The organism is Variovorax atrisoli 110B (genome assembly GCF_000382045.1).
In the GTDB taxonomy this organism is placed as follows: domain Bacteria; phylum Pseudomonadota; class Gammaproteobacteria; order Burkholderiales; family Burkholderiaceae_C; genus Variovorax; species Variovorax atrisoli.
Map to the genome: position 1 here is coordinate 19,633 of NZ_KB907465.1, position 24,537 is coordinate 44,169.

24 protein-coding genes are annotated in these 24,537 nt (G+C 67.7%); 11 read left to right on the forward strand and 13 right to left on the reverse strand.

The genetic code is table 11. From position 1 onward, the window contains the following. Positions 1-9: 9 nt before the first annotated feature. Complete coding sequence (locus tag G369_RS0130310) at positions 10-1,275, reverse strand: YVTN family beta-propeller repeat protein (RefSeq protein ID WP_020723366.1); 1,266 nt, start codon at positions 1,273-1,275, stop codon at positions 10-12. A gap of 162 nt (positions 1,276-1,437) precedes the next feature. On the opposite strand from G369_RS0130310, the gene G369_RS0130315 reads away from it, so the two are divergent. Further along, a complete protein-coding gene (locus G369_RS0130315) occupies positions 1,438-2,016 on the forward strand; it encodes a sigma-70 family RNA polymerase sigma factor (protein ID WP_019657831.1) in 579 nt (192 codons plus the stop codon). Continuing rightward, entirely contained in the window at positions 2,003-2,695 is a 693-nt protein-coding gene (locus G369_RS0130320) for an anti-sigma factor family protein (protein WP_019657832.1), read from the forward strand. The genes G369_RS0130315 and G369_RS0130320 overlap by 14 nt, the downstream gene beginning before the upstream one ends. Positions 2,696-2,704: 9 nt before the next feature. On the opposite strand, the gene G369_RS0130325 is transcribed toward G369_RS0130320, so the two are convergent. From G369_RS0130325 to G369_RS0130370, 10 genes are all read right to left on the reverse strand, one after another. Continuing rightward, positions 2,705-3,955 (reverse strand): MFS transporter, encoded by a 1,251-nt coding sequence (locus G369_RS0130325; protein ID WP_019657833.1) that lies wholly within the window; start codon positions 3,953-3,955, stop codon positions 2,705-2,707. A gap of 132 nt (positions 3,956-4,087) precedes the next feature. Beyond that, positions 4,088-4,780: an urea ABC transporter ATP-binding subunit UrtE gene (gene urtE / locus G369_RS0130330; RefSeq protein WP_019657834.1), complete on the reverse strand. Its 693-nt coding sequence runs from the start codon at positions 4,778-4,780 to the stop codon at positions 4,088-4,090. Positions 4,781-4,793: 13 nt separating this feature from the next. Beyond that, positions 4,794-5,672: an urea ABC transporter ATP-binding protein UrtD gene (urtD, locus tag G369_RS0130335; RefSeq protein ID WP_019657835.1), complete on the reverse strand. Its 879-nt coding sequence runs from the start codon at positions 5,670-5,672 to the stop codon at positions 4,794-4,796. After that, complete coding sequence (gene urtC, locus G369_RS0130340; protein ID WP_019657836.1) at positions 5,669-6,895, reverse strand: urea ABC transporter permease subunit UrtC; 1,227 nt, start codon at positions 6,893-6,895, stop codon at positions 5,669-5,671. The genes urtD and urtC overlap by 4 nt, the downstream gene beginning before the upstream one ends. Further along, positions 6,892-8,439 (reverse strand): urea ABC transporter permease subunit UrtB, encoded by a 1,548-nt coding sequence (gene urtB / locus G369_RS0130345; RefSeq protein WP_019657837.1) that lies wholly within the window; start codon positions 8,437-8,439, stop codon positions 6,892-6,894. The genes urtC and urtB overlap by 4 nt, the downstream gene beginning before the upstream one ends. A gap of 193 nt (positions 8,440-8,632) precedes the next feature. Then, positions 8,633-9,901 carry an urea ABC transporter substrate-binding protein gene (gene urtA / locus G369_RS0130350; RefSeq protein ID WP_019657838.1) on the reverse strand — a complete coding sequence of 423 codons (1,269 nt, stop codon included), beginning with the start codon at positions 9,899-9,901 and terminating at the stop codon, positions 8,633-8,635. 116 nt (positions 9,902-10,017) lie between these two features. After that, complete coding sequence (locus G369_RS0130355; protein ID WP_038116322.1) at positions 10,018-10,698, reverse strand: hypothetical protein; 681 nt, start codon at positions 10,696-10,698, stop codon at positions 10,018-10,020. A gap of 121 nt (positions 10,699-10,819) precedes the next feature. Next, positions 10,820-11,137 carry a nucleotide pyrophosphohydrolase gene (locus tag G369_RS0130360; protein WP_019657840.1) on the reverse strand — a complete coding sequence of 106 codons (318 nt, stop codon included), beginning with the start codon at positions 11,135-11,137 and terminating at the stop codon, positions 10,820-10,822. Between the two features lie 64 nt (positions 11,138-11,201). Beyond that, a complete protein-coding gene (locus tag G369_RS0130365; protein ID WP_019657841.1) occupies positions 11,202-12,662 on the reverse strand; it encodes an MFS transporter in 1,461 nt (486 codons plus the stop codon). Positions 12,663-12,726: 64 nt separating this feature from the next. Continuing rightward, positions 12,727-13,122 (reverse strand): nuclear transport factor 2 family protein, encoded by a 396-nt coding sequence (locus tag G369_RS0130370; RefSeq protein ID WP_019657842.1) that lies wholly within the window; start codon positions 13,120-13,122, stop codon positions 12,727-12,729. Positions 13,123-13,248: 126 nt separating this feature from the next. Between G369_RS0130370 and G369_RS0130375 the strand changes: the two genes are divergently transcribed. Beyond that, entirely contained in the window at positions 13,249-14,178 is a 930-nt protein-coding gene (locus tag G369_RS0130375) for an AraC family transcriptional regulator (RefSeq protein WP_019657843.1), read from the forward strand. A gap of 21 nt (positions 14,179-14,199) precedes the next feature. On the opposite strand, the gene G369_RS0130380 is transcribed toward G369_RS0130375, so the two are convergent. Continuing rightward, positions 14,200-15,252: an extracellular catalytic domain type 1 short-chain-length polyhydroxyalkanoate depolymerase gene (locus G369_RS0130380; protein WP_019657844.1), complete on the reverse strand. Its 1,053-nt coding sequence runs from the start codon at positions 15,250-15,252 to the stop codon at positions 14,200-14,202. Positions 15,253-15,319: 67 nt separating this feature from the next. Continuing rightward, complete coding sequence (ppk2, locus tag G369_RS0130385; RefSeq protein ID WP_019657845.1) at positions 15,320-16,249, reverse strand: polyphosphate kinase 2; 930 nt, start codon at positions 16,247-16,249, stop codon at positions 15,320-15,322. Between the two features lie 157 nt (positions 16,250-16,406). On the opposite strand from ppk2, the gene G369_RS0130390 reads away from it, so the two are divergent. From G369_RS0130390 to G369_RS0130425, 8 genes are all read left to right on the forward strand, one after another. Beyond that, on the forward strand, positions 16,407-18,038 hold the full coding sequence (locus tag G369_RS0130390; RefSeq protein ID WP_026346760.1) for an inorganic phosphate transporter: 1,632 nt from the start codon (positions 16,407-16,409) through the stop codon (positions 18,036-18,038). A gap of 18 nt (positions 18,039-18,056) precedes the next feature. Continuing rightward, positions 18,057-19,133 carry a transporter gene (locus G369_RS0130395; protein WP_019657847.1) on the forward strand — a complete coding sequence of 359 codons (1,077 nt, stop codon included), beginning with the start codon at positions 18,057-18,059 and terminating at the stop codon, positions 19,131-19,133. A 97-nt stretch (positions 19,134-19,230) separates the two neighbouring features. Further along, positions 19,231-20,088: a 3',5'-nucleoside bisphosphate phosphatase gene (locus tag G369_RS0130400; protein ID WP_019657848.1), complete on the forward strand. Its 858-nt coding sequence runs from the start codon at positions 19,231-19,233 to the stop codon at positions 20,086-20,088. Further along, the gene (locus G369_RS0130405) at positions 20,085-21,062 is read left to right on the forward strand and encodes a DMT family transporter (RefSeq protein ID WP_019657849.1); all 978 of its coding nucleotides are present in this window, start codon (positions 20,085-20,087) and stop codon (positions 21,060-21,062) included. The genes G369_RS0130400 and G369_RS0130405 overlap by 4 nt, the downstream gene beginning before the upstream one ends. Positions 21,063-21,079: 17 nt before the next feature. Next, positions 21,080-21,715: an L-threonylcarbamoyladenylate synthase gene (locus tag G369_RS0130410; protein ID WP_019657850.1), complete on the forward strand. Its 636-nt coding sequence runs from the start codon at positions 21,080-21,082 to the stop codon at positions 21,713-21,715. Between the two features lie 41 nt (positions 21,716-21,756). Further along, a complete protein-coding gene (locus G369_RS0130415) occupies positions 21,757-22,428 on the forward strand; it encodes a site-2 protease family protein (protein WP_019657851.1) in 672 nt (223 codons plus the stop codon). Positions 22,429-22,461: 33 nt separating this feature from the next. Further along, positions 22,462-23,796 carry a tryptophan--tRNA ligase gene (locus tag G369_RS0130420; RefSeq protein WP_019657852.1) on the forward strand — a complete coding sequence of 445 codons (1,335 nt, stop codon included), beginning with the start codon at positions 22,462-22,464 and terminating at the stop codon, positions 23,794-23,796. 74 nt (positions 23,797-23,870) lie between these two features. Continuing rightward, positions 23,871-24,473: a LuxR C-terminal-related transcriptional regulator gene (locus tag G369_RS0130425; protein WP_019657853.1), complete on the forward strand. Its 603-nt coding sequence runs from the start codon at positions 23,871-23,873 to the stop codon at positions 24,471-24,473. Positions 24,474-24,537 lie beyond the last annotated feature (64 nt).

Genomic DNA, 24,537 nt, shown 5'->3' on the forward strand with positions numbered 1-24,537 from the left:
TGAACCCGGCTACGGCCCCACCACGGTGACCCGCGCCGTCATGTACGGATGGACCGAGCAGACGTAGTCGTACACCCCCGGCTTGTCGAAGACGCGGGCGAAGGCCTTGCCGGGCAGCAGCAGGTCGATGCCGGCCGCGCCGTCCTTGAAGGCCAGGCCGTGCGGCGCGCCGTCGTCGTTCTGCCAGCTCACGCGCTGGCCGGTCTTGACGGTGATCTGCGCGGGCTCGAAGGCGAAGTTGCGGATGGTCACGTGCGCCGACCCGCCGGCGTGCGCGCCGTCCGCAGCCGCTGCAGGCGAAGCGGCAGCCGCCGTGCGCTGCAGCGCGATCTTGCGCGGCGCATTGCCCACCTGCACCGTGTGCATCGGCCCGCCCGCGAGGTCGACCACGCTGACGTCGTTGGAGCCCTCATTGCTCACCCAGAGCTTCCTGCCGTCGGCCGACAGGTCGAGCCAGTGCGGCTGCTTGCCCACGGGAATGCTGCGCACGGCCGTGTGCGCTGCGGGGTCGAACAGCATGACTTCGCCGGGCCCCTGCACCACCACCACGCCGCTGGCCATGCCCGCGAAGTGCTGCGCGATGTGCGGCGACACGCCCGTGGGAACCGGCGCGCCCCACTGGTTGTTGGCCGGATCGAGCACCTGCACGGCCGCAACGCCGGCCAGCGTGAGGTAGAGCGACTTGCCGTCATGGCTGAACTCGAGGTCGCGCGGCGGCTTGTCGAGCGGGATCTGCGTGACCACGGCGCGCGTCGCCATGTCGATGACCACCAGCGCGAAGTGCCCCGGCTCCTGCGATGCGACGTACGCCTGCCGCCCGTCGGGCCGGATGGCGATGGTGTGCGGCTTGGGCACCGGCACGGTGGCGCTCACGCCATGCGCCGTGGTGTCGACGAAGGCCACGCGGTCGTCGCCGTTGACGGCCACCAGCAACCACTTGCCGTCGGCAGTCATGGCCAGCCCCTGGGGGCCCTTGCCCACGTCGATGGCGCGGGTCACGCGGTCGCTCGCGGCATCGATCTCGCTCACGGCGGCGGCGCCGGAGCCGCTGACGAACACGCTGCGTCCATCGGGCGCAACGATGATGCCGTCGGGCCCAGCCGCCACCGGCAGCGTGGCCACGACGCGCTCGGTGCCGGTGTCGATCACGCTGACGGTGCTGTCCTTGAAGTTGCCGACATAGGCCCTGGGACCCGCGGCAAGCGCGGAGCCGGCCGAGGCCGCCAGGGCCGCGAAGATGACGAGGATGCGTGCGAAGCCGGGCATGGCGATCATGGTGAAGACCCTCATGGAAAGCGGAAGAGGAAGACGGAAGAAGCAGAATCCGAGAATCCGCAAAGGGCATGACGCATGGCATGCCCTGCCTATTCCAGCGGTGGCCGAAAAAAAGCTGGAATAAAACGCCGGACTGTCACGTCATGCAGGAAGAAGGAGCACTTGAGCCTGTCGACCGACCGCACACGCCAGTTCGAAGCCGCCGCGCTGCCGCATCTCGATGCGGCATGGAACCTTGCGCGCTGGCTGCTGCGCGACGACCAGCTGGCCGACGACGCGGTGCAGGAGGCCTACCTGCGCGCATTCCGCTTCTTCGAGGGTTTGCGCGGAGAGAGCGCACGGCCGTGGCTGCTGGGCATCGTGCGCAACGCCTGCTACGACTGGATGCGGCAGAACCGGCAGCTGGCCGACCAGCTGGAGTTCGACGAGCTGCGCGACAGCGAGGCGGTGTCGGCGCCCTTCTCCTCCTCCGCCGACGGCGATCCGGCGCGGCAGTGGGAGCAGCGCGTGCAGGGCGAGCGAGTCAACGCGGCCATCGACGCGCTGCCGCCGGTGTATCGCGAGGTGATCGTGCTGCGCGAACTGGAGGAACTGCGCTACGAGGACATCGCGCGCATCGCGGGCATACCGCTGGGCACCGTCATGTCGCGGCTGTCGCGTGCGCGCTCGATGCTGCGCGAGAGCCTGCGCGACGAACGTCCCGGCGATGCGGGAGGAAGGACACGCCATGTCAATGTCTGACGAGGAACTGGGAACGCTGATCCGGCGCCACGCCGTGCGGCACATGCCGCCCGAGGGCCTGGCCGCGCGCATCGCGAATGCGGTCCGCACGGAAGAAGCCGCCGCGCCGGCGCCGTCGCCCGCTCCCGCGCGACAAGGCCGCGGGCTGTGGCAGGGGCTGGCATGGTTCGGGACCGGTGCCGCCACGGCCTGGGGCCTGGCGCTCGTGCTGCTGGCAACGCCGATGCCGCCTGCCGACGCGCTCGCCGAAGGCGTCACGGCGAACCACGTGCGCTCGCTGATGGCCTCGCACCTGGCCGACGTGGCCTCGTCCGACCATCACACGGTCAAGCCCTGGTTCGCCGGCAAGCTCGACTTCTCACCGCCGGTGGTCGACCTCGCGGCGGAGGGCTTTGCGCTTGCTGGCGGACGGCTCGACTACCTGGACGGGCGCACCGTGGCGGCGCTGGTCTACCGCTCGGGGCCGCACGTGATCAACCTGTTCGTGTGGCCGGCGCCGGATGGAAAGAAGGCGCAGGCGCAAGGGCCGGTGGCTTCGGCCCGGCAGGGCTACCAGCTCGTGCACTGGACCCAGGGCGGCATGCAGGCCTGGGCGGTGTCGGATCTCAATGCGACGGAGCTGCAGAACTTCGCGGTGCTGCTGCGCGAGCGAACCGCGCCGGTGCCTTCGCCGAAGTAGCAGCCCTGTTCAGCAGGCGACGGCTGCCGGCCTGCGTGCGGCGGCACGGGCACTCGCCACCGCCCAGCCGAAGATGCCCAGGCCGGCCAGCGCCAGCAGCGCGCCGACCCAACCGGTGGAAGTCCAGCCCAGCCCCGCGGAAATTGCCACGCCGCCGAGCCACGCACCCAGCGCATTGGCCATGTTGAAGGCCGAGTGGTTGAGCGCGGCCGCGAGCGTCTGCGCGTCGCCGGCCACGTCCATGAGACGGATCTGCAGTGCCGGGCCGATGGCCACGGTCGAACCGATGAGGAACACGTTGACGGCGGCCGCGACCACGTTGTGGGCCGCGAAGGTGAACACCGCGAGCACCAGCGCCGCGTAGACCATCACGCCGCCGATGGTGCGCATCACCGACTTGTCGGCCAGCCGCGAGCCCACGAGGTTGCCCACCACCATGCCGAGGCCGAAGAGCGCGAGCACGATGGGCACGCCGCCCACCGGCATGCCGGCCACCTCGATCAGCGTGGGCTTGATGTAGCTGAACACCGAGAACATGCCGCCGAAGCCGATGGCGGCGATGCCCAGCGTGAACCACACCTGCTTGCGCTTGAGCGCACCGAGTTCGCGCCAGGGGCTGGCGCCTGCGCCGGGCGCCATGTCGGGGATGTCGCGGCGAAGCAGCGCGATGGCCACCAGCGCGATGAGGCCGACGAACACGAAGGCCGCGCGCCAGCCGAAGAACTGGCCCAGCCACGCCGCGATGGGCACGCCCACCAGCGTGGCGCCGGTGAGCCCCAGCATCACGAGCCCCACGGCCCGCGCGCGGCGGCCCGGCGGCGCCAGCGTGGCGGCCACCAGCGCGGCCACGCCGAAGTACGTGCCGTGCGGCAGCCCCGCGGCGAAGCGCAGCAGGTTGAGCAGCAGGTAGTTGGGAGCGGCGGCGCTGGCGAAGTTGCCGGCCGCGAACACGGCCATGAGCGCGATGAGCAGCGCGCGTCGGCGCCAGCCGGCTGCGAGCACCGCGAGAACGGGGGCGCCGATGACCACGCCGATCGCATAGGCGCTGATGACGTGGCCGGCCTGCGGGATGCTCACGCCGATGTCGCGTGCGACCTCGGGCAGCAGGCCCATGATGACGAACTCGCCGGTGCCGATGGCGAAGCCGCCGACGCCGAGCGCGAGCACCGCGCGCAGGAAATTGGCGGGTGCGCCCGAAGGCAGGGTGAAGGAAGAAATGTCGGTGGCCGCGCTGTCCTGCGCGGGTGGGGAGGCGTTCAAGGCCAGGCTCCTGGAGGGGGTGCCCGGCGGCAGCGGGCAAGGCACGATTTTAGGGTAAACCCTGAATCCGCACCGATACGCAGATGCCGAAGACATTGTACCGGCAGGGCCGCGAAGGCCTCGCCCGTGGGCTCAGATGGCCACCAGCTGCCGCACGCCCTGTGCTTCCATGTCCTTGCCGAGGCCGCGCGCGATGACCTCGCCGCGCTCCATCACGAGGTAGTCGTCCGCCAGTTCCTGGGCGAAGTCGTAGTACTGCTCGCACAGCACGATGGCCATGTCGCCCCGGTCGGCCAGCATTCGGATGACGCGGCCGATGTCCTTGATGATGCTGGGCTGGATGCCTTCGGTGGGCTCGTCGAGGATCAGCAGGCGCGGCTTGGGCGCCAGCGCCCGGGCAATCGCCAGCTGCTGCTGCTGGCCGCCAGAGAGGTCGCCGCCCCTCCTGTTCATCATCTGCTTGAGCACGGGGAACAGCTCGTACAGCTCCGCCGGGATGGGCGTGCCGCCGCTCTTGTAGGCCAGCCCCATGCGCAGGTTCTCCTCGACCGTGAGCCGAGCGAAGATCTCGCGGCCCTGCGGCACGAAGCCGATGCCGGCCCTGGCCCGCTCATAGGGCGTGGCCTTGTGGATCGGCTTGCCTTCGAGCTCGATGCTGCCGCTCTTGATGGGCACCAGGCCCATCAGCGACTTCAGCAGCGTGGTCTTGCCCACGCCGTTGCGGCCCAGCAGCACGGTGACCTTGCCCAGCTTCGCCTCGAAGCTCACGTCGCGCAGGATGTGGGAGCCGCCGTAGTACTGATGGATGTTCTTGACTGTCAGCATGGTTCGTTCTTCCTCAGCGGCCCAGGTAGACCTCAATTACGCGCTCGTCGGCCTGCACTTCGTCCAGCGTCCCCTGTGCGAGCACGGAGCCGTCGCACAGCACGGTGACGATCTCGGAGATGGTGCGGATGAAGCTCATGTCGTGCTCCACCACCATCAGCGAGTGCTTGCCCTTGAGCGTGAGGAACAGCTCGGCGGTGCGCGCGGTCTCTTCGTCGGTCATGCCGGCCACGGGCTCGTCGAGCAGCAGCAGCTTCGGGTCCTGCATCAGCAGCATGCCGATCTCCAGCCACTGCTTCTGGCCGTGGCTCAGGTTGCCGGCCAGGCGCGAGACGCTGTCGGCGAGGTGGATGGTCTCGAGCACCTCGGCCAGGCGGTCGCTCTGCGCGGAATCGAGCCTGAAGAGCATCGAAGAGCGCACGCCCTTGTCGGTCTTCAGCGCGAGTTCGAGGTTCTCGAACACCGTCAGGTGCTCGAACACCGTCGGCTTCTGGAACTTGCGGCCGATGCCCAGCTGAGCGATCTCGGCCTCGCGGTGGCGCAGCAGGTCGATGGTGCTGCCGAAGAACACGGTGCCCTCGTCGGGCCGGGTCTTGCCGGTGATGATGTCCATCATCGTCGTCTTGCCGGCGCCGTTCGGCCCGATGATGCAGCGCAGCTCGCCCGGTGCGATGTCGAGCGACAGCTTGTTGATGGCCTTGAAGCCGTCGAAGCTCACGCTGACGTCTTCCAGGTAGAGGATGCGGCCGTGCGTGACGTCGACCTCGCCCGGCGTGACGTGGCGGCCGAAGTCGGCGGCGCGGCCACCCGATTCGGTGCTGCCGCTCACGTAGTGGATGCCGCTTGCTCGCGCGGCGCGCTCTGCGCCTGCTTCCATGAGGTCGGGTGTCATGCGCGCGCTCCCTTCGCATCCACCGGCAGCGAGGCCAGCGCATCGGGCTCGACGCCCTGCTCCGCCGCGACGGCGCGGCGTGCCTCCTGCACCGGTTCGGGCTGCGGCTTCTCTTCTTCCTTCTTCTCCCTGGAAAGCCACTTGCGAACCAGCCCCACGATGCCGTTCGGCAGGAACAGCGTGACAGCAATGAACAACGCCCCCAGGAAGTACAGCCAGTATTCCGGATAGGCCACCGTGAGCCAGCTCTTCGCGCCGTTGACGATGAAGGCGCCGATGATCGGCCCGATCAGCGTGGCGCGGCCGCCCACCGCCGCCCAGATGGCGATCTCGATGGAGTTGGCAGCGCTCATCTCGCCCGGGTTGATGATGCCGACCTGCGGCACGTACAGCGCGCCGGCCACGCCGCACATGACGGCCGAGATCACCCAGATCGTGAGCTTGTAGGGCAGCGGGTTGTAGCCCGAGAACATCACGCGCGTCTCGGCGTCGCGGATGGCCTGCAGCACGCGGCCGAACTTGCTGCCGATGAGCCACTTCGCAAACAGGAAGAAGCCCAGCAGCGTTGCGCCCGTGAGCGCGAAGAGCGTCATGCGCATCTCCTGCGTGGCGATCGGGATGCCCAGGATGCGCTTGAAGTCGGTGAAGCCGTTGTTGCCGCCGAAGCCCGTCTCGTTGCGAAAGAAGAGCAGCATGGCCGCGAAGGTCATCGCCTGCGTGATGATCGAGAAGTACACGCCCTTGATGCGCGAGCGGAAAGCGAAGAAGCCGAACACGAACGCGATCAGCCCAGGCACCGCGACGATCAGCACCAGCGTGGCGATGAAGCTGTCGCTGAAGGTCCAGTGCCAGGGCAGCGTCTTCCAGTCGAGGAACACCATGAAGTCGGGCAGGTCGCTCTTGTAGTTGCCGTCGCGGCCGATCTGGCGCATGAGGTACATGCCCATCATGTAGCCGCCCAGCGCGAAGAACAGGCCGTGGCCCAGCGAGAGGATGCCGGTGTAGCCCCAGATCAGGTCCATGGCCAGCGCGCAGATCGCGTAGCACATGATCTTGCCGACCAGCGCCACCGCGTAGTCGCTCATGTGCAGCGGGCTGTCGGGCGGCACCCACATGTTGAGCACCGGCGCCACGGCGCACACCACGATGAGCGCGACGAAGAAGGCCGTCCAGCCCTTGCCGCTCAGCAGCGGCCCCTTGGTTGGAAGTACGACCTTGCTCATGCCTCTGCGCTCCGGCCTTTCATTGCGAAGATGCCCTGCGGCCGCTTCTGGATGAAGATGATGATGAAGACAAGCACCGCGATCTTCGCGAGCACCGCGCCCGCCCAGCCCTCGATGAACTTGTTGAGAATGCCCAGCCCCAGCGCCGCGTACACGGTGCCTGCCAGCTGGCCGACGCCGCCCATCACGACCACCATGAAGCTGTCGACGATGTAGCTCTGGCCCAGGTCGGGGCCGACGTTGCCGATCTGGCTCAGCGCGCAGCCCGCCAGGCCGGCGATGCCCGAGCCGAGCGCGAAGGCGTAGGTGTCGATGCGCGCGGTGTTCACGCCCATGCACGATGCGATCGGACGGTTCTGCGTGACGCCGCGAACGAACAGGCCCAGGCGCGTCTTGCCGATGAGCCAGCCCATCGCCAGCAACACCAGGGCGGCGAAGATGATGATGCAGATGCGGTTCCACGGCAGCGTGACGTTGCTCAGCATGGTGAAGCCGCCGCTCATCCAGCCGGGGTTCTCGACGCCGACGTTCTGCGCGCCGAACAGCGAGCGCACCAGTTGCTGCAGCATCAGGCTGATGCCCCAGGTGGCAAGCAGCGTCTCGAGCGGGCGGCCGTACAGGAAGCGGATCACGCCGCGCTCCAGCACCGCGCCCACGAGTGCCGATGCGAGGAAAGACACCGGAATGGCGGCCACCAGGTACCAGCCGAACGCCGCCTCCGGCATGTACTTCTGGAAGATGCCCTGCATCACGTAGGTGGCGTAGGCGCCGATCATCATCAGCTCGCCGTGCGCCATGTTGATCACGCCCATCAGCCCGTAGGTGATGGCCAGGCCCAGTGCGGCCAGCAGCAGCACCGAGCCCAGGCTGATGCCGCTGAACACGGCGTTGATGCGGTCGCCCCAGACCAGCGCGCCGTCGATGCTCGCGATGGACGCGACGATGGCGGCCTTGACGTCGGCCTCGGTCTCGTCGGACAGGCGCTGGTTGAGCAGCAGCTTGGTGTCGGGGTTGCGGTTGTTGCCCAGCTCCTTGGCCGCGGCGAGGCGCTTGGCCTTGTCGGCGCTGCCGAGCATGCTGGCGGCGCGCACCAGCTCGAGCTGTGACTTGATCTTCGGGTTGGTCTCGGCGGCCAGCGCCTTCTCGACCATGGGCAGGCGCGACTCGTCGGGCTCCTTGAAGAGCGCCTGCGCGGCCTCGGCGCGCACCGCGTCGTCCTTGCTCGTGAGCTTGAGCGCGGCCTGCGCGGCATCGAGCGCGCCGCGCATGAGGTTGTTGTTGACGACGTCCTCGGCGGTGTCGGGCACCTTCAGCTCGGCGCCGGTCACAGGGTCGTAGCCCTTGTCGTCCTTCATCACGAAGACCTTGTCTTCGGTGTACTTGACCGCGTCGTCGGACATGGCCTGGATGAAGGCAGCGGTCTTCTCGTCGGCCGTGAGCACGGCCTTGTTGAGCGCGGCGATGCGGGCTTCGGAATCGCCGGAGGCGATGGCCCGGGCTTCGTCGGCGGTCAGCGCGTGGGCGGCCGATGCCATCAGCAGCATGGCGGCCAGTGCGCATTGAAGGGTTCGTCGAAGCATCATGAGATTCGTGTTGCCCCCTCTCCCCTGGGGGAGAGGGTTGGGGTGAGGGCTTGCGGCCTTCAAACAAATGCGGCGGCCGGATCGACCGCCGTTGCCCTCACCCCTACCCTCTCCCCGGGGGGAGAGGGAGCAAGGCAAGGGGCTTGCCGATGAATTACATCGACTTGCCAGCGGGGTAGTCCGGCTTCTTGTCGTTGCCTTCGATGTACGGGCTCCACGGCTTGGCCTTGACCGGGCCCGGCGTCTTCCACACCACGTTGAACTGGCCGTCGGCCTTGATCTCGCCGATGAACACGCTCTTGTGCAGGTGGTGGTTCTTCTCGTCCATCTTCGAGACGATGCCCGAGGGAGCGGTGAAGGTCTGGCCGGCCATGGCGGCGATCACCTTGTCGGTGTCCGTGCTCTTGGCCTTCTCGACCGCCTGCTTCCACATGTGGATGCCAATCCAGGTGGCTTCCATCGGGTCGTTGGTGAGCGGCTTGTCCTTGTGGCCGGCGATGTTCTTGGCCTTGGCGTACTCGCTCCACTGCTTGATGAAGGCGGTGTTGGTCGGGTTCTTGATCGACATGAAGTAGTTCCATGCGGCCAGGTGGCCCACCAGCGGCTTGGTGTCGACGCCGCGCAGTTCTTCCTCGCCCACCGAGAAGGCAACCACCGGCACGTCCTTGGCCTTCAGGCCGGCGTTGCCCAGTTCCTTGTAGAAGGGCACGTTGGAGTCGCCGTTGATGGTCGACACCACCGCGGTCTTGCCGCCGGCCGAGAACTTCTTGATGTCGGCGACGATGGTCTGGTAGTCGCTGTGGCCGAAGGGGGTGTACTTCTCGTCGATGTCCGATTCCTTCACGCCCTTGCTCTTGAGGTAGGCGCGCAGGATCTTGTTGGTGGTGCGGGGATAGACGTAGTCGGTGCCCAGCAGCACCCAGCGCTTGGCGCCGCCGCCTTCCTTGCTCATCAGGTAGTCGACGGCCGGAATGGCCTGCTGGTTGGGCGCCGCGCCCGTGTAGAACACGTTCTTCGAGAGCTCTTCACCCTCGTACTGCACGGGGTAGAACAGCAGGCCGTTCATTTCCTCGACCACCGGCAGCACCGACTTGCGCGACACCGAGGTCCAGCAGCCGAAGATGACCGAAACCTTGTCCTGGCCGAGCAGCTGCTTGGTCTTCTCGGCGAACAGCGGCCAGTTGGAGGCCGGGTCGACCACCACGGGCTCGAGCTGCTTGCCCAGCACGCCGCCCTTCTTGTTGATGTCGTCGATCGCCATCAGCACCGTGTCCTTCAACACGGTTTCCGAGATGGCCATCGTGCCCGACAGCGAGTGCAGCACGCCGACCTTGATGGTGTCGGCTGCGAATGCGGGCGCAGCAGAAATGCTGGCCAGCGCGACGGCGGCGGTGAGCGCCTTGAGGGTGAAACGACGTTGCATGTTGACTCCTGCTCCGGGGTGGTTGAACCTTTTCGACAGCCTTGGCTGGCGTGGGAGGGAGTCTGCGGAATGCACCACAAAGGGGAAATACGCCGGGTGGCGTACACGGAAGGTATTCAGGCCGGCGGGCGGCTGCCGGAAGCCGGCCTCCCCTTCGCCGGCTCGGCGGCGCGAGTGCACATTTCCTCAAGAAAGCCCGGCTCCAGCCGGTCGCGATTGGACTCGGCCTTTCGCGCCCAGGCACAGGCATTGATGAAATCGTTCTTCAGGTAGTACGTGAAGGCCAAGTTGGAACTCGCGTTGCGCGCCGCCGGCGAGATCTGGAGCGCCTTTTTCAGCTGGACCTGGCTGGCATCGAGCCGCTTCTGCGTCATGAGAAAGTGGCCGTAGTCTACGAAGACCGCGGCATCGACCGTCGACTTCGAGGCAGCCAACCGGAACATGTCCTCTACCTCGGACGATGGAGCGTCGCGAAGCGCCAGCACCAGTGCGAAGCCGTGATAGACGTTGCCGTTGTCCGGGTCCAGCAACCACGCCTGGTTGAAGCGCGCCATGGCCGTCGCCATGTCTCTCCTGCCCCAGGCGGTCCAGCCCTGCCTCAGCATCTGTTTCGCGCCCTCCGCTCGAGAGAGGCCCTGCGTCTCGATCGATGCGACGAAGTCGACGTCGGCGTTCTTCATCTCTTCTGTCTTCGCGCGGCCGCCGTACATCGGCAGCTGGTTCATCGGAAGCGGATCGGCAAAGGCTGCGATGGCGGAGAGCAGCAGCAAAGTCACCAGAGCGCGGAGTCGTTTCATTCGGAGTTCCCTGAAAGTCCTTGATGGAAGAACGTTGAGGCTAGGGAACGCCCCCTCGGCGCGGGCCGATGAATCAGGAAAGCATCGTTGCTCGATACCCGAGGAACATCCAGACGAGACGCTATAGCGGGACGGGATACTTCTTCGCGTTGAGAAGCATCTTGCTTCGCGCCGCTTCGACCACGTCGATGCCGAGCTTGTCGGCGAGTTGCAGCAGGTAGAGGAAGACGTCGGCGATCTCGGTGCCGATCTCGGCGCGCTTGTCGGCTGGAAGATCGCGGCTCTGGGCCTCCGTGAGCCACTGAAAGTGTTCGAGCAGTTCGGCCGCCTCGACGGAAAGCGCGGAGGCGAGGTTCTTGGGAGAGTGGAACTGCTCCCAGTCGCGGGCCTGTGCGAAGTCGCGAAGGGCCTGTGTCAGTTGCTGCAGGTCGGTGGCCATGTCTGTCCTGTCTTGCGAACAGGAGAGTTTGGCACGGCCGCCTGCAGCGCTCGGCGCTTCGATTTCAGGCCTGCCGACTGCCGCGCCGGTGCAATACAGCCACCAGCAACGCCGACCCCGTCAGGTAAAGCAGCGCCACCCCGAAGGCACTGGAGTACGCCCCCGCATCCGGCGCATGCCCGAGCCGCCCGTAGAAGAGGATGCCGATCAGCGCCACGCCCAGCGCGTTGCTCGCCTGCTGCACCATCGATATCACGCCCGAGGCCACGCCCGCATGCTGAGGCGGCAGGCCGGCCAGCACGGTGGAGACCAGGGGCGCCATGACCATGCCGAGCCCCGCGCCCTGCACCAGCAGCAACGGCACCATCCACGCGACGACGTGCGAGTGTCCGGGCCATCCGGCCACGTTGACGAACTGCAGTGCGTGTCCTGCGGCGAGCACAAGGGCACCGAGCGCGATGGGCGGCTTGCCGCCGAAGCGGCGTGCGAGGCGCGCTCCCGCCATCGACGTCGCGAAGAAACCGGCCGCCAGCGACGTGAAGACGACGCCCGAGCTGAGCGGATCGAGTGCGAGGCCCTGCTGTAGATACAGCGCCAGCACGAAGTAGAGCGAGGCGTTGCCCACGTAGAAGGCCAGCGTCGTGAGCAGGCCCATGCCGAAGCGGGCATCGGCGAGCAGCACCGGAGCCACGAGCGGCGTGCCGCCGCGCGCGGCGAGCCGGCGCTGCTGGTACGCAAAGGCTGCGAGCAGCGGCAGCGCCGCCGCGAGGCACAGCCAGCTCCACAGCGGCCAGCCCTGCTCGCGGCCTTCCACCAGCGGCAGCACCACTGCCGCCGAGCCCGCGGCCACGAGCAGCATGCCGATGAGGTCGAGGCGGCTGTTGCCGTTGTTCGCCAGCGGCGGAATGACGCGCGGTGCGAGCATCAGCGCCAGCAGGCCGATCGGCACGTTGATGAGAAAGCAGCTGCGCCAGCCCAGGCCCGCCAGATCGGCATGGATCAGCAGGCCGCCGACCAGCTGCCCGAGCGTGGCTCCCAGCCCCAGGGTGAGTCCATAGGCCGCGAAGGCACGCGCCCGGTCTTCGCCGGTGTAGGCCAGGCCGATCATCGCCAGCACCTGCGGCTGCAGCAGCGCGCCGGCCAGCCCCTGCAGCACGCGTGCCGCCACCAGAAGTTCGGCGTTCGGCGCCAGGCCGCAGGCGGCCGAAGCGAGCGTGAACAGCAGCAGGCCCAGCATGAACATGCGGCGTCGCCCGAACAGGTCGCCGAGCCGGCCGCCGGTGATCAGCCCTGCGGCAGTGGCGAGGCCGTAGCCGGCCACCACCAGCTGCAGGGTTCCCGCGCTCGCCTGCAGTTCGCGCTGCATCGAGGGCAGCGCGACGTTGACGATGAAGAAGTCCAGCACCACCAGGAAGGTGCCGCTGAGCATGACCCACAGGCCGAGCCGGCCGGGCCTTGTCGCGTGCGGACTCTGGCTGCCGGTGGAAGAGAGCGATGCTGCCGAAGCGATGTTTGACTGCGTCATGATGGATTCGAGTGTTGGAAGGAACAGGCACGGCGGCAATGACCTCGGAGGTCATCGGCCGGGCTCAGGCGGCCGGCGTCGGCAGGATGAACTGGTAGTCCGTGGCGATGCGGCCGTCTTCGGCGAGCATCAGGAACTCCAGCCCGAGCGCGGCCACCGGGCCGCCCGCTGCCGGGACCATGTGCCAATGGAACATCACCGCGTTGTGCAGGAACTGGGCGTCGCCCGCGCGGACGAAGCGAAAGCCGGCGTCACGCACGTTCTTCTCATGCGAGCCGGTGACGCGCTGCTGCAGCTCCTCGTGGCCCCTGGCCTGCAGCGTGCGCACGTAGTGCTCGCCGTCGGGCACCCAGAGGCTGGCGATGGCGGCGCGTCGCGCCTCGGCGTCGGGTTCGTTCCAGACGGCGACATAGCCGTCGGCGAGTTCGGTGAAATCGTTGAAAGCGGTTCTGGTGTTCATGGCCTGCTCCTGCTGCCGGTTGCATTGGGGAAGAGTGAGACCGCAGTTTCTGGCGCCCTCACTGGACAGTGAATGCTCAAGGGGCCGAGAATCTTGTCCATTCGTCCACCGCACGAGGAGCCTTTGATGGACCCGCTCGATGACATCTTTGCCGCCATGAGGGTGCAGAGCGCCCTGTATGCCCGCCTCGAGGCCGGCGCGCCCTGGGGCGTGAGCCTGGCGGGCGGCGAGAGCGCGCGCTTCGGGCTCGTGGTGCGCGGCGGCTGCCTGCTGGAGGTCGATGGCATGGCGCAGCCGGTGGCGCTGGCGGCGGGCGACTGCTATGTGCTGGCGCATGGCACGCCTTACGTCCTGCGCGACCATCCGAACACGCCGACCGTGAGCTGCGCCTCCGTCGTGCGCGACCGCATCGGCGGGCTGGTGGAGCTCGGCGGCACGGGCACGGCGGCCTCGGTGATCTGCGGCTGGTTCCACTTCGACCAGCGCGCCGCGCGGCCGTTGCTCGACCTGCTGCCGGTGCTTCTTCACGTGAAGATGGAGCAGGCCCGCGCCCTCGCGCTGCAAGGCACGCTGCAGCTGCTGGCCATGGAGACCGGCGAGCCGGGCCTGGGGTCCAGCCTGCTCGTGAGCCGGCTGGCCGACATCGTGTTCGTTCAGGCGGTGCGCGCGCACGTCGCGGCCAGCGCCGAATCGCAGACGGGCTGGCTTGCTGCGCTGGCCGATGCGCGCATCGGCCCCGCACTGCGCGCGATGCACAAGGAGATCGCGCGCGACTGGACGGTGGAGGCGCTCGCCGCCGTCGCGAACCTCTCGCGCTCGGCCTTCGCGCAGCGTTTTCGCGAGCGGGTGGGACAGGCGCCGCTGGAGTACCTCACGCAATGGCGCATGTTCAAGGCCGGCAACATGCTGGGGCAAGGCAACGCTGGCCTGGGAGCGATCGCCGCTGCGGTGGGCTACGAGTCGGAGGCGGCCTTCAGCAAGGCCTTCAAGCGCAGCAAGGGGATGGCGCCCAGTGCGTGGCGGGCCGCGACGCGCGAAGGAGCGGTGGCCGCATAGCCGCCCTGCCCCTCGCTTTCTTCAACCCTTCTTCGCGCCTCCAGCTGCCTTGAACTGCGCAGCCGCAAAAGCCCAGGTCATGCGCGTCGCATCGGGCCCCTCGGGGTCGCTGAACAGCAGCTTTGGCGCGCCGCCGCTCCACGAATGGCCGAGCCCCGCGATCTCGCATAGCGTGACCAGCGTGCACCCCTTGCGCCTGAAGTCGGTCACCCGCATCGGGCGGCGCTTGCCGCGCTGCACCTCGCGCGTCAACCCGGGCCGCGCACCCACGGCGGTCGCCCACACCGCGGCGCTGCTGACGGCGTTGCTCGGCGCGACCACCGCATCGGCGTCGCCGTGCAGCACCAGCATCGGAGGCAGGGTGGTGAAGACGGCCGCCGCGCCCATCGCCTTGCCGACGGCCGTTGTCGGCATGGGCGGCACGTGCTCGCCGCGCATCGCGCCCAGCGCCGTGGCGGACGACTTCGCCGCGCCGGGTGCCACGCCCGAATGCATCACGACGGCGCGGAAGCGGTTCGGATAGCGCGTCGCGAGCAGCGCCGCCATGCTCGCACCGGCGGAGAGGCCGGCCAGCGCCATGCGGTCACGGTCGACGGGGTAGAGCATGCAGGCCTGATCGATGGCGGCCATCAGCGTGGCGGCCTCGGCGTCGGCCTTGCCGGAGCGGCGCTCGTACCAGTTCCAGCAGCCCTGGGGATGGGCGATCCGGTCCTGTTCAGGGTAGAGCACCAGGAAGCGCTGGCGCACGGCCAGCGCGTTCATGCGGGTGCTCGCGGCGAAGTCGCGCCCGGTCTGGCCGCAGCCGTGCAGCATGACCATGAGGGGCAGGCGCTCGCCCGGCTGCAGCTCCAGGCCTGCCGGGCGGAACAGGTGATAGCCGCGCGCACCGCCCGGGCCCATCGCGACGCCGGCGAGCCAGTCGCCCTTGCCCGGCGGCGGCTTGAGCCGCTTGGCGGTGGCCCGCTGGACCTGCCCCGCGATGCGCTTGCTGTTGCTCAGGGTGGCCTTGGTGAGCGCACGCAGGTTGCGCTCATAGGCGCGGGCAAAGACTGAAGCTGTGGAACGACGGGCCATGGCGCGCAGTGTGACCGCAAAGCGCCGGCCGGCCTACCCTGGGCCGGCTTCGGAAACCGGGCTTTCCTCAGTAGATCTCGGGAACGATCATGTTCGCCGGCACGGGCTGGCGCAGATAGTCGGCATGGCGCACGCGCTCGGGCAGCTCGACCGGCGGATGCGGCACTTCCTGGTAGGGCAGCTGCCCCAGCAGGTGGCTGATGCAGTTCAGGCGCGCCTTCTTCTTGTCGACCGCCTGCACCACCCACCACGGCGCCTCGGGGATGTGGGTGCGCTCCAGCATGATTTCCTTCGCCTTGGTGTATTCCTCCCAGCGGCGACGGCTTTCGAGGTCCATGGGGCTCAGCTTCCACTGCTTGAGCGGATCGTGGATGCGGCCGAGGAAGCGCATGTGCTGCTCGTCGTCCGTGATGGAGAACCAGTACTTGATGAGCTTGATGCCCGAGCGCACGAGCATCTTCTCGAACTCGGGCACGGTGCGGAAGAACTCCTCGTACTCGTCGTCGGTGCAGAAGCCCATCACGCGCTCGACGCCGGCGCGGTTGTACCAGCTGCGGTCGAACAGCACCATCTCGCCGGCGGCCGGCAGGTGCGCCACGTAGCGCTGGAAGTACCACTGGGTGCGTTCGCGGTCGTTGGGTGCCGGCAGCGCGGCCACGCGGGCCACGCGCGGGTTCAGCCGCTGGGTGATGCGCTTGATGACGCCGCCCTTGCCCGCCGCGTCGCGGCCTTCGAACAGGATGACGACCTTCTGCTTGCTGTGCTGCACCCAGTCCTGCAGCTTGACCAGCTCGCCCTGCAGGCGGAACAGCTCCTTGAAGTAGGCCTGGCGCGCGGCCTTGTCGGCGGAGGATGCCGCGCTCACCGAGGCGGGGTCGAGGCCGTCGATGTTGCGGTCCTCGATCTCCAGCTCGAGCTCCTCGTCATAGCTGTCGATCAGGTCGCGGGCGATGCGTTGCATCAGGTCTTCGTGGTCGGGAAGTGCGCTCGTCAGCATGATGGGGCGGCAGGAGAGAAAAGTTTGAAAAGGGAAGCGGAAAAAGCATGCTGCTCGCCCTCCATGACGGCCACGTGACGGATTTGACGCCGTTGACATGTAGTTGTCACACGCGGCGAACACCATCTGGAGCCATTCCAACACCCCAGAATCCCCCATGAACACGCTCGCTGCCCCGCATGCAGAGGTGCCGTCCGCGTCCGCCTCGCAGCGGCCGAAGCTCGACGCCAAGCCCGGTCCGCTCACGCTGATCACCTTCGTGGGACTGCTGGCCGCCGGCCTGCTCTTCACCGCATGGAGCCTGGTCGGCGACGTCACCGCCTCGGGGGCGCCCGTCACCACCTGGGTGCCCTACATACTTCTCGGCGTGGCGCTGCTGATCGCACTGGGCTTCGAGTTCGTCAACGGCTTCCACGACACGGCCAATGCGGTCGCGACCGTGATCTACACCCACTCGCTGCCGCCCAACTTCGCAGTGGTGTGGTCGGGAGTCTTCAACTTCCTGGGCGTGATGGTGTCCAGCGGCGCGGTAGCCTTCGGCATCATCGCGCTGCTGCCGGTGGAGCTGATCCTGCAGGTGGGCTCCGGCGCAGGCTTCGCGATGGTTTTCGCGCTGCTGATCGCCGCCATCATCTGGAACCTGGGCACCTGGTGGCTGGGGCTGCCGGCCTCCTCGTCGCACACGCTGATCGGCTCGATCATCGGCGTGGGCGTGGCCAACGCGCTGATGCACGGGCGCGACGGCACCAGCGGCGTCGACTGGGCTCAGGCCACCAAGGTGGGCTATTCGCTGCTGCTGTCGCCGATGGTCGGCTTCGGCTGCGCCGCCCTGCTGCTGCTGGCGCTGCGCGCCTTCGTGAAGAACCGCGCGCTCTATGAAGAGCCCAAGGGCAGCGAGCCGCCGCCGTGGTGGATCCGCGGCCTGCTGATCCTCACCTGCACGGGCGTGTCGTTCGCGCATGGCTCCAACGACGGCCAGAAGGGCATGGGGCTGATCATGCTGATCCTGGTGGGCACGGTGCCGATGGCCTACGCGCTGAACCGCGCGATGCCCGCCGACGAGAACGTCAAGTTCGTGGCCGTCGCCGAGATGGCGCAGAACGCGCTGAACCGCAGCGCGCCGACTTCGCTGCCAGCCATGGCACCAGCGGCTGCGCGCGACACGCTCTCGACCTACGTGCGCACCCGCGAGTTCACCCCGGCCGTGGTGCCGGCCCTTGCCGCGACGGCCGGCAGCATCGGCACGCAGGTGCGCCAGCACGGCTCGCTGGCCGGCGTTCCGGCGGAGGCCGTCGCCAACGTGCGCAACGACATGTACCTGGCCTCCGAGGCCATCCGTCACCTCGACAAGAGCGGCGCTGCCAGGTTCGACGACGAGACGAAGCTGCGCGTGAACACCTTCCGCCAGGAGCTCGACAGCGCGACGCGCTTCATCCCGCTGTGGGTCAAGGTGGCGGTGGCCATCGCGCTGGGCCTGGGCACCATGATCGGCTGGAAGCGGATCGTGGTCACGGTGGGCGAGAAGATCGGCAAGACGCACCTGAGCTACGCCCAGGGCGCCTCGGCCGAGGTGGTGGCCATGGTCACCATCGGCGCGGCCGACATGTACGGGCTGCCGGTATCGACCACGCACGTGCTGTCTTCGGGCGTGGCCGGCACGATGACGGCCAGCGGCTCGGGCCTGCAGCTGTCGACGCTGCGCAACCTCGCGCTGGCCTGGGTGCTGACGCTGCCGGTGGCGATGCTGCTGTCGGGCTCGCTCTACTGGCTCTTCACCCGCCTCTTCTGAACTCGCGCACCCAGCATCTTGTCGGCATTCCATGATCTCGCAGCCCAGTCGTACGGGGGCGACGAAGCCGGGCTGATCTGCGGCTACCTCTTCGACGCCCGTGCGGCCGAGCCCGCACGGGCCATCGACTCGGCGCAGGCCGCGGCCTGGCTGGCCGAACGGCGCGACGTCGAAAACCATGAAGCCCTGGCAGGCTGCGAAGGCGAGGACGCGCAGGAAAACCCGCCCTACGTCTGGCTGCACTTCAACCTGAGCCACGCGCACGCCGAGCGCTGGCTGGTGCGGCACGCGAGCCTCTCGGACACCTTCTACGAGACGCTGCACGAGGGCCTGCCCTCCACACGCATCGAGCGCGACGACGATTCGCTGATCGCCGTCATCAACGACGTGCACTTCGAATTCAGCTTCGAGCCCTCCGACATCTCCACGCTGTGGATCAGCGTCGGCCCGCGCCTGGTCGTCACGGCCCGCACCAAGCCGCTGCGTTCGGTCGATGCGCTGCGCACCGCGGTGAAGGCGGGCGACGCGCCGCGTTCCAGCACGGAACTGCTCGAGCACCTGCTGCGCGCGCAGGCGGACGTGCTGGTGAAGATCGTGCGCGGCGTCACCTCCCGCATCGACCGCATCGAGGACGAACTGCTCGCCGGCCGCCTCGACCACAAGCGCGCGCGCCTGGGCGTGCTGCGCCGGCTGCTGGTGCGGCTGCAGCGGCTGCTGGCACCGGAGCCGGCGGCGCTGTTCCGGCTGCTGCAGGGGCCGCCGGGATGGATGTCGGAGCCCGACTCGCAGGCGCTGCGCGGGTCGACCGAGGAGTTCTCGGTCGTGCTGCGCGACATGCAGGCGCTGCAGGAACGCATCAAGCTGCTGCAGGAAGAGATCGCCGCCAACGTCAACGAGGACAACAACCGCAGCCTGTTCGTGCTGACGATCGTCACGGTGCTGGCGCTGCCGATCAACATCCTGGCCGGCCTGTTCGGCATGAACGTGGGCGGCATTCCGCTGGCGGACCACAAGCACGGTTTCTGGATCGTGGTGGCGATCGTGGCCACATTCACCGCGGTGGCAGCCTGGGCGGCTTTCCGCAAGCAGCGCTGAGGCGCATGCAATGGCGCATTAATGCTATTTATTTAATAGCATCTTCCACAGTATCCATGCGCCCGCATCGCCGTTCCAGACCCCATAGAATGCGGGGGTGTCCTCCATTCTCAATGCCGATCTCCACTGCCACTCCGTGGTCTCCGACGGCACGCTGACGCCCGAAGAACTGGCAGCGCGCGCCGCCGCCAACGGAGTGGAACTCTGGGCGCTCACCGACCACGACGAGATCGGCGGCCAGCACCGCGCCGCCGCGGCGGCACGTGCCAACGGCATGCGCTACCTCACCGGCACCGAGATTTCCGTGACCTTCGCTGGCGAGACGGTGCACATCGTCGGCCTGGGCTTCGACCCTGACGACGCCGCCATTTCGCAGGGCCTCTACGACACGCGCGGCGGCCGCGGCAAGCGGGCGCAGGAAATGTCCGAGGGGCTGGCCAAGGTCGGCATCCACGGCGCCTATGAAGGCGCGCTCAAGTTCGTTGGCAATCCCGAACTCATCTCGCGCACGCACTTCGCGCGCTTCCTCGTCGAGCAGGGCCACTGCCGCGACACGCCCGAGGTGTTCCGCAAGTTCCTCACCGAGGGCAAGCCGGGCTACGTGCCGCACCGCTGGGCCACGCTGAAGGACGCCGTGCACTGGATCACCGCCGCCAAGGGCCTGGCGGTGATTGCGCACCCCGGTCGCTACAAGTTCACCGCCAACGAGGAATACGCGCTGTTCCTCGAATTCAAGGCGCATGGCGGCAAGGCGATCGAGGTCGTCACCGGCAGCCACACGCCGGCCGAGTTCGTCGAATACGCCGACAAGGCGCTCGAGTTCGACTTCGCCGCCTCGCGCGGCAGCGATTTCCACAGCCCCGACGAGAGCCACTGCGATCTCGGCAAGCTGCCGCCACTGCCCGGCGCACTCACTCCCGTGTGGGAACTGCTCGGCGATCGCATCCAGCAGTGAGCCCAAGCCCCGGGACCAGCACCGACAGCGCAGCGACCGTTGCGCTGGCCGCCGCACGCGTGGCGCAGCAGCGAAGCCGCGCCAAGGAATCCGAACGCATCCTCGCCGGCATCGGCCTCGTGATACTGGCCGTGGCCTGCTTCGCGACGCTCGACACCGCCACCAAGTACTCCACGCTGGGCGTGCCGATCCTCATGGGCGTGTGGTTCCGCTATGCGTTCCAGGCAGTGGCGACCACGCTGGTGCTGTTGCCGCTGCGCGGCACGGCGCTGCTGCACACGAAGCATCCCCGCTACCAGGCGTTGCGCGGGGCGCTGCTGCTGGCATCGAGCATCTTCGCCTTCCTGAGCCTGCGCTACATGCCGCTGGCGGAGTTCACCTCGATCGTGCTGATCGCGCCGCTGGTCATCACTCTGCTGGCGGCCACCACGCTCAAGGAGCACGTGTCGCCGCTGCGCTGGGCGCTGGTGGCGGGCGGCTTCATCGGCACGCTGGTCATCCTGCGCCCGGGCGGCAGCGCGTTCAGCTGGGCCATCTTCCTGCCGCTGGGGCTGGTGCTGAGCAACGCCTGGTTCCAGGTGCTCACGAGCAAGCTTGCGCAGACCGAGAACCCGCTGACCATGCACTTCTACACCGGCTGGGTGGGCACGCTGATCGTCTCGCTCGCGGTGCCCTTCGTGTGGACCTCGCTGCCTTCGTGGGAGTGGTGGGCGCTGCTGTGCCTCATGGGCTTCATGGGCACGGTGGGGCACTTCATGCTGATCCTGGCCTACCAGCGCGCGCCGGCTTCCACGCTCACGCCCTACCTGTACGCGCAGATCGCGTTCGCCATGCTCGGCGGCTGGGTCGTCTTCTCCCATGTGCCGGACCGCTTCTCGCTCGTCGGCATGGCGATGATCGCGGTCTGCGGCGCGGCCGGCGCGTGGCTCACGGTGCGCGAGCGCCGGGTGCCCATCGAGCCTGCCGAATCCTGAACGGAGAACTCTTCACCATGGCCCAGTATTTCGAAGTCCATCCAGAGAACCCGCAGCAGCGTCTGCTGAAGCAGGCCGTCACGCTGCTGGAGCGCGGCGAGATCGTGGCCGTGCCCACCGACTCCAGCTACGCGCTGGCCTGCCACCTCGACGACAAGGACGCGGTCGACCAGCTGCGCCGCATCCGCCAGGTCGACGAGAAGCACCACCTCACGCTGCTGTGCCGCGACCTGAGCGAGCTGGCCAACTACGCGCGCGTCGACAACAAGCAGTACCGCCTGCTCAAGGCGGCCACGCCCGGCCCCTACACCTTCCTGCTCGAAGCCACCAAGGAAGTGCCGCGGCGCGTGAGCCATCCGCAGCGCAAGACCATCGGCCTGCGCGTGCCCGACCACAAGGTGCTGCTGGAGCTGCTGTCGCTGCACGGCGCGCCGCTGCTGGCCACCACGCTGATCGCCCCCGGCGAGACCGAGGCGCTGAACGACGCGCAGACCATCCGCGAGCGCTTCGAGAAGCAGATCGCCGCGGTCATCGACGCCGGCGCATGCCCATCGCAGCCGACCACGGTGGTCGACCTGACGCCCATGGGCACCGGCGACGACCCCGTCGTGGTGCGTCAGGGACGCGGCGCGCTGGCCGTGCTGGGCCTCTGAAATCGGGGCTGAGAACCACTCCTGTCTGACACAATCGCCCAGTGGATATCTCCAACCTCATACAGACAGTACTGATCTACGCGCTGCCCGTGATCTTCGCGATCACCGTGCACGAAGCGGCGCACGGCTACGTGGCTCGCCACTTCGGCGACAACACGGCCGAGGTCATGGGGCGCGTCACGCTCAATCCCGTCAAGCACATCGATCCCATCGGGACCATCCTGATGCCGCTGATGCTGTACTTCGCGACCTCGGGCGCCTTCCTCTTCGGCTATGCCAAACCGGTGCCGGTCAACTTCGGGCGGCTGCGCCATCCAAAGCGCGACATGATCTGGGTGGCTCTGGCAGGCCCTGTTTCCAACTTCGTCCAGGCGATCCTGTGGGCGCTGCTGCTGGTGGCGATGGTCGGGGCAGGCGTCACTGAAACCTTTTTCATCAAGATGGCGCAAGGCGGCATCCTGGTCAACCTCGTGATGTGGGCCTTCAACCTGTTCCCGCTGCCGCCGCTCGACGGCGGGCGCGTGCTGGCCGGGCTGCTTCCGAGCGGCCAGGCGCAGATGTTCCTCGCGCGCATCGAGCCATACGGCTTTTTCATCGTGATGGGCCTCGTCCTCGCGGGCATCGTCAGCACATACTGGCTGCAGCCGCTGATGGACGTGGGCTACTTCGTCATCAACCTGCTGATCACTCCGCTCAAGGCACTCCTGCTCTAGATCGCTTCAAGAAATTCTTCGTCTGTCCGTCCCATGGCTTCGTCTTCCAAAGCTCCCCTGCGCGTCCTGACCGGCATCACGCCTTCGGGCACGCCGCACCTCGGCAACTATGTCGGCTCGATCCGCCACTCGGTGCGGCAAAGCGTCGCGCCCGGCGTGCAGAGCTTCTTCTTCCTGGCCGACTACCACGCGCTCATCAAGGTACAGGATCCGGCGCTGATCCAGCGCTCCACCCTCGAGATCGCCGCCAGCTGGCTGGCCTGCGGGCTCGACCCCGAGCGCGTCACCTTCTATCGCCAGTCGGACATCGTCGAGATTCCCGAGCTGACCTGGTTCCTCACCTGCGTGACCGGCAAGGGCGTGCTCAACCGCGCGCACGCCTACAAGGCGCAGCTCGACAAGAACGTCGCCAAGGGCGAGGACCCAGACGCCGACGTGACCGCCGGCCTCTTCATGTACCCGGTGCTCATGGGTGCCGACATCCTGATGTTCAACGCCCACAAGGTGCCCGTGGGCCGCGACCAGGTGCAGCACATCGAGATGGCGCGCGACATGGCGCAGCGCTTCAACCACCTCTACGGCGATCACTTCACGCTGCCCGAGGCCGAGATCGACGACGCGGTCGCCACCCTGCCCGGCCTCGACGGCCGCAAGATGAGCAAGAGCTACGGCAACACGATCCCGCTGTTCGCGCCGCGCGCGCAGCTGCACAAGCAGATCTCCAGCATCGTGACCGATTCGCGCGCGCCCGGCGAACCCAAGGACACCGAGGGCTCCGCACTCTTCCAGATTTACCAGGCCTTCGCGAGCGCCGAGGAAACCGAGACGCTGCGCAAGGCATATGCGGACGGCATCGGCTGGGGCGACGCCAAGCAGATGCTGTTCGAGCGCATCGACCTCGAGGTGGCGCCGCTGCGCGAGCGCTACGAGGCGCTCATGAACGACCCGGCCCAGATCGAGCGCACGCTGTTGCTGGGCGCCGAGAAGGCTCAGGCGCTTTCGAAGCCCTTCATGACCAGCCTCCGCCACGCGGTCGGCCTGCGCAACCTCGCGGCAGGCAAGGACAAGGTGCAAGCGAAGACGGCCAAGGTCGCCAAGCCCAGCTTCAAGCAGTACCGCGAGAAGGCGGACGGGCTTTTCTATTTCAAGCTGTTGGATGCGCGCGGCGAAACCCTGCTGCAAAGCCGTGGATTCGCCTCGCCGCAGGAGGCGGGCCGTACCATCGCAATCCTGCAGGCGCAGCGCGGCGAAGCATTGGCCGAGCTGGCCGGCCAGATGGAGCCCATCGGTACGGAAAAAATACGCGCCGTCGAAGAGGCGCTGGAGGCACTGACGGAAACGACGCCCGGCACAACCAGCGGGAGTTGATCCGGCAACGCCCATCGGCTTATCGGCCGGTGAGCACGACGAGAGAAGACGGTGCGATCACAAAGGAAGAAAACATGAGCATTTATGTCATCGACGACCACCCCCTGATGCGCGACGCGATCGTGATGGTCTTGCGGCGCTTGCGCCCGGCCGAGAACATCGTCGAGCTCGAACGCCTCGACAAGCTCGCAAGCTCCGTGCAGCAGCGTGGCGCGCCCACGCTCTTCTGCCTGGACCTGAAGCTGCCGGACACCAACGGCGTCTCGGGCGTGATCGCGGTCAAGCAGGTCTATCCGAACGTGCCCATTGCCGTGTACTCGGCGGCGCCGTCCGCCGACATGGAAGACGCCTGCATCGAGGCTGGGGCCGACACCTACATCGAGAAGTCGGCCAGCTCCAACGAGCTGGCAGCCGCCCTGCGCGGCCTGCTGATGGCCGGCTCGGAGGACGAGGCCGACGAGCTGCCCGCCGCCAACAGCGGCAAGCTCTCCAAGCGCCAGACGCAGCTGATCGCCATGCTCGACAAGGGCATGAGCAACCGCGACATCGCGACCGACCTGGAGATCAGCGAACACACGGTGAAGGTCCACTTGTGGCGCCTGTTCCGCAGGCTGGGCGTGAAGAGCCGGACGCAGGCGCTGCATTACGCGCGGACGAACGGGTTGTTGTCCGGTTGAATTGGGCTAACCCCCAGGCTTCGCGCACTTCGTGTCGCTGCGCCAACCCCCTTGCAGGGGGCAA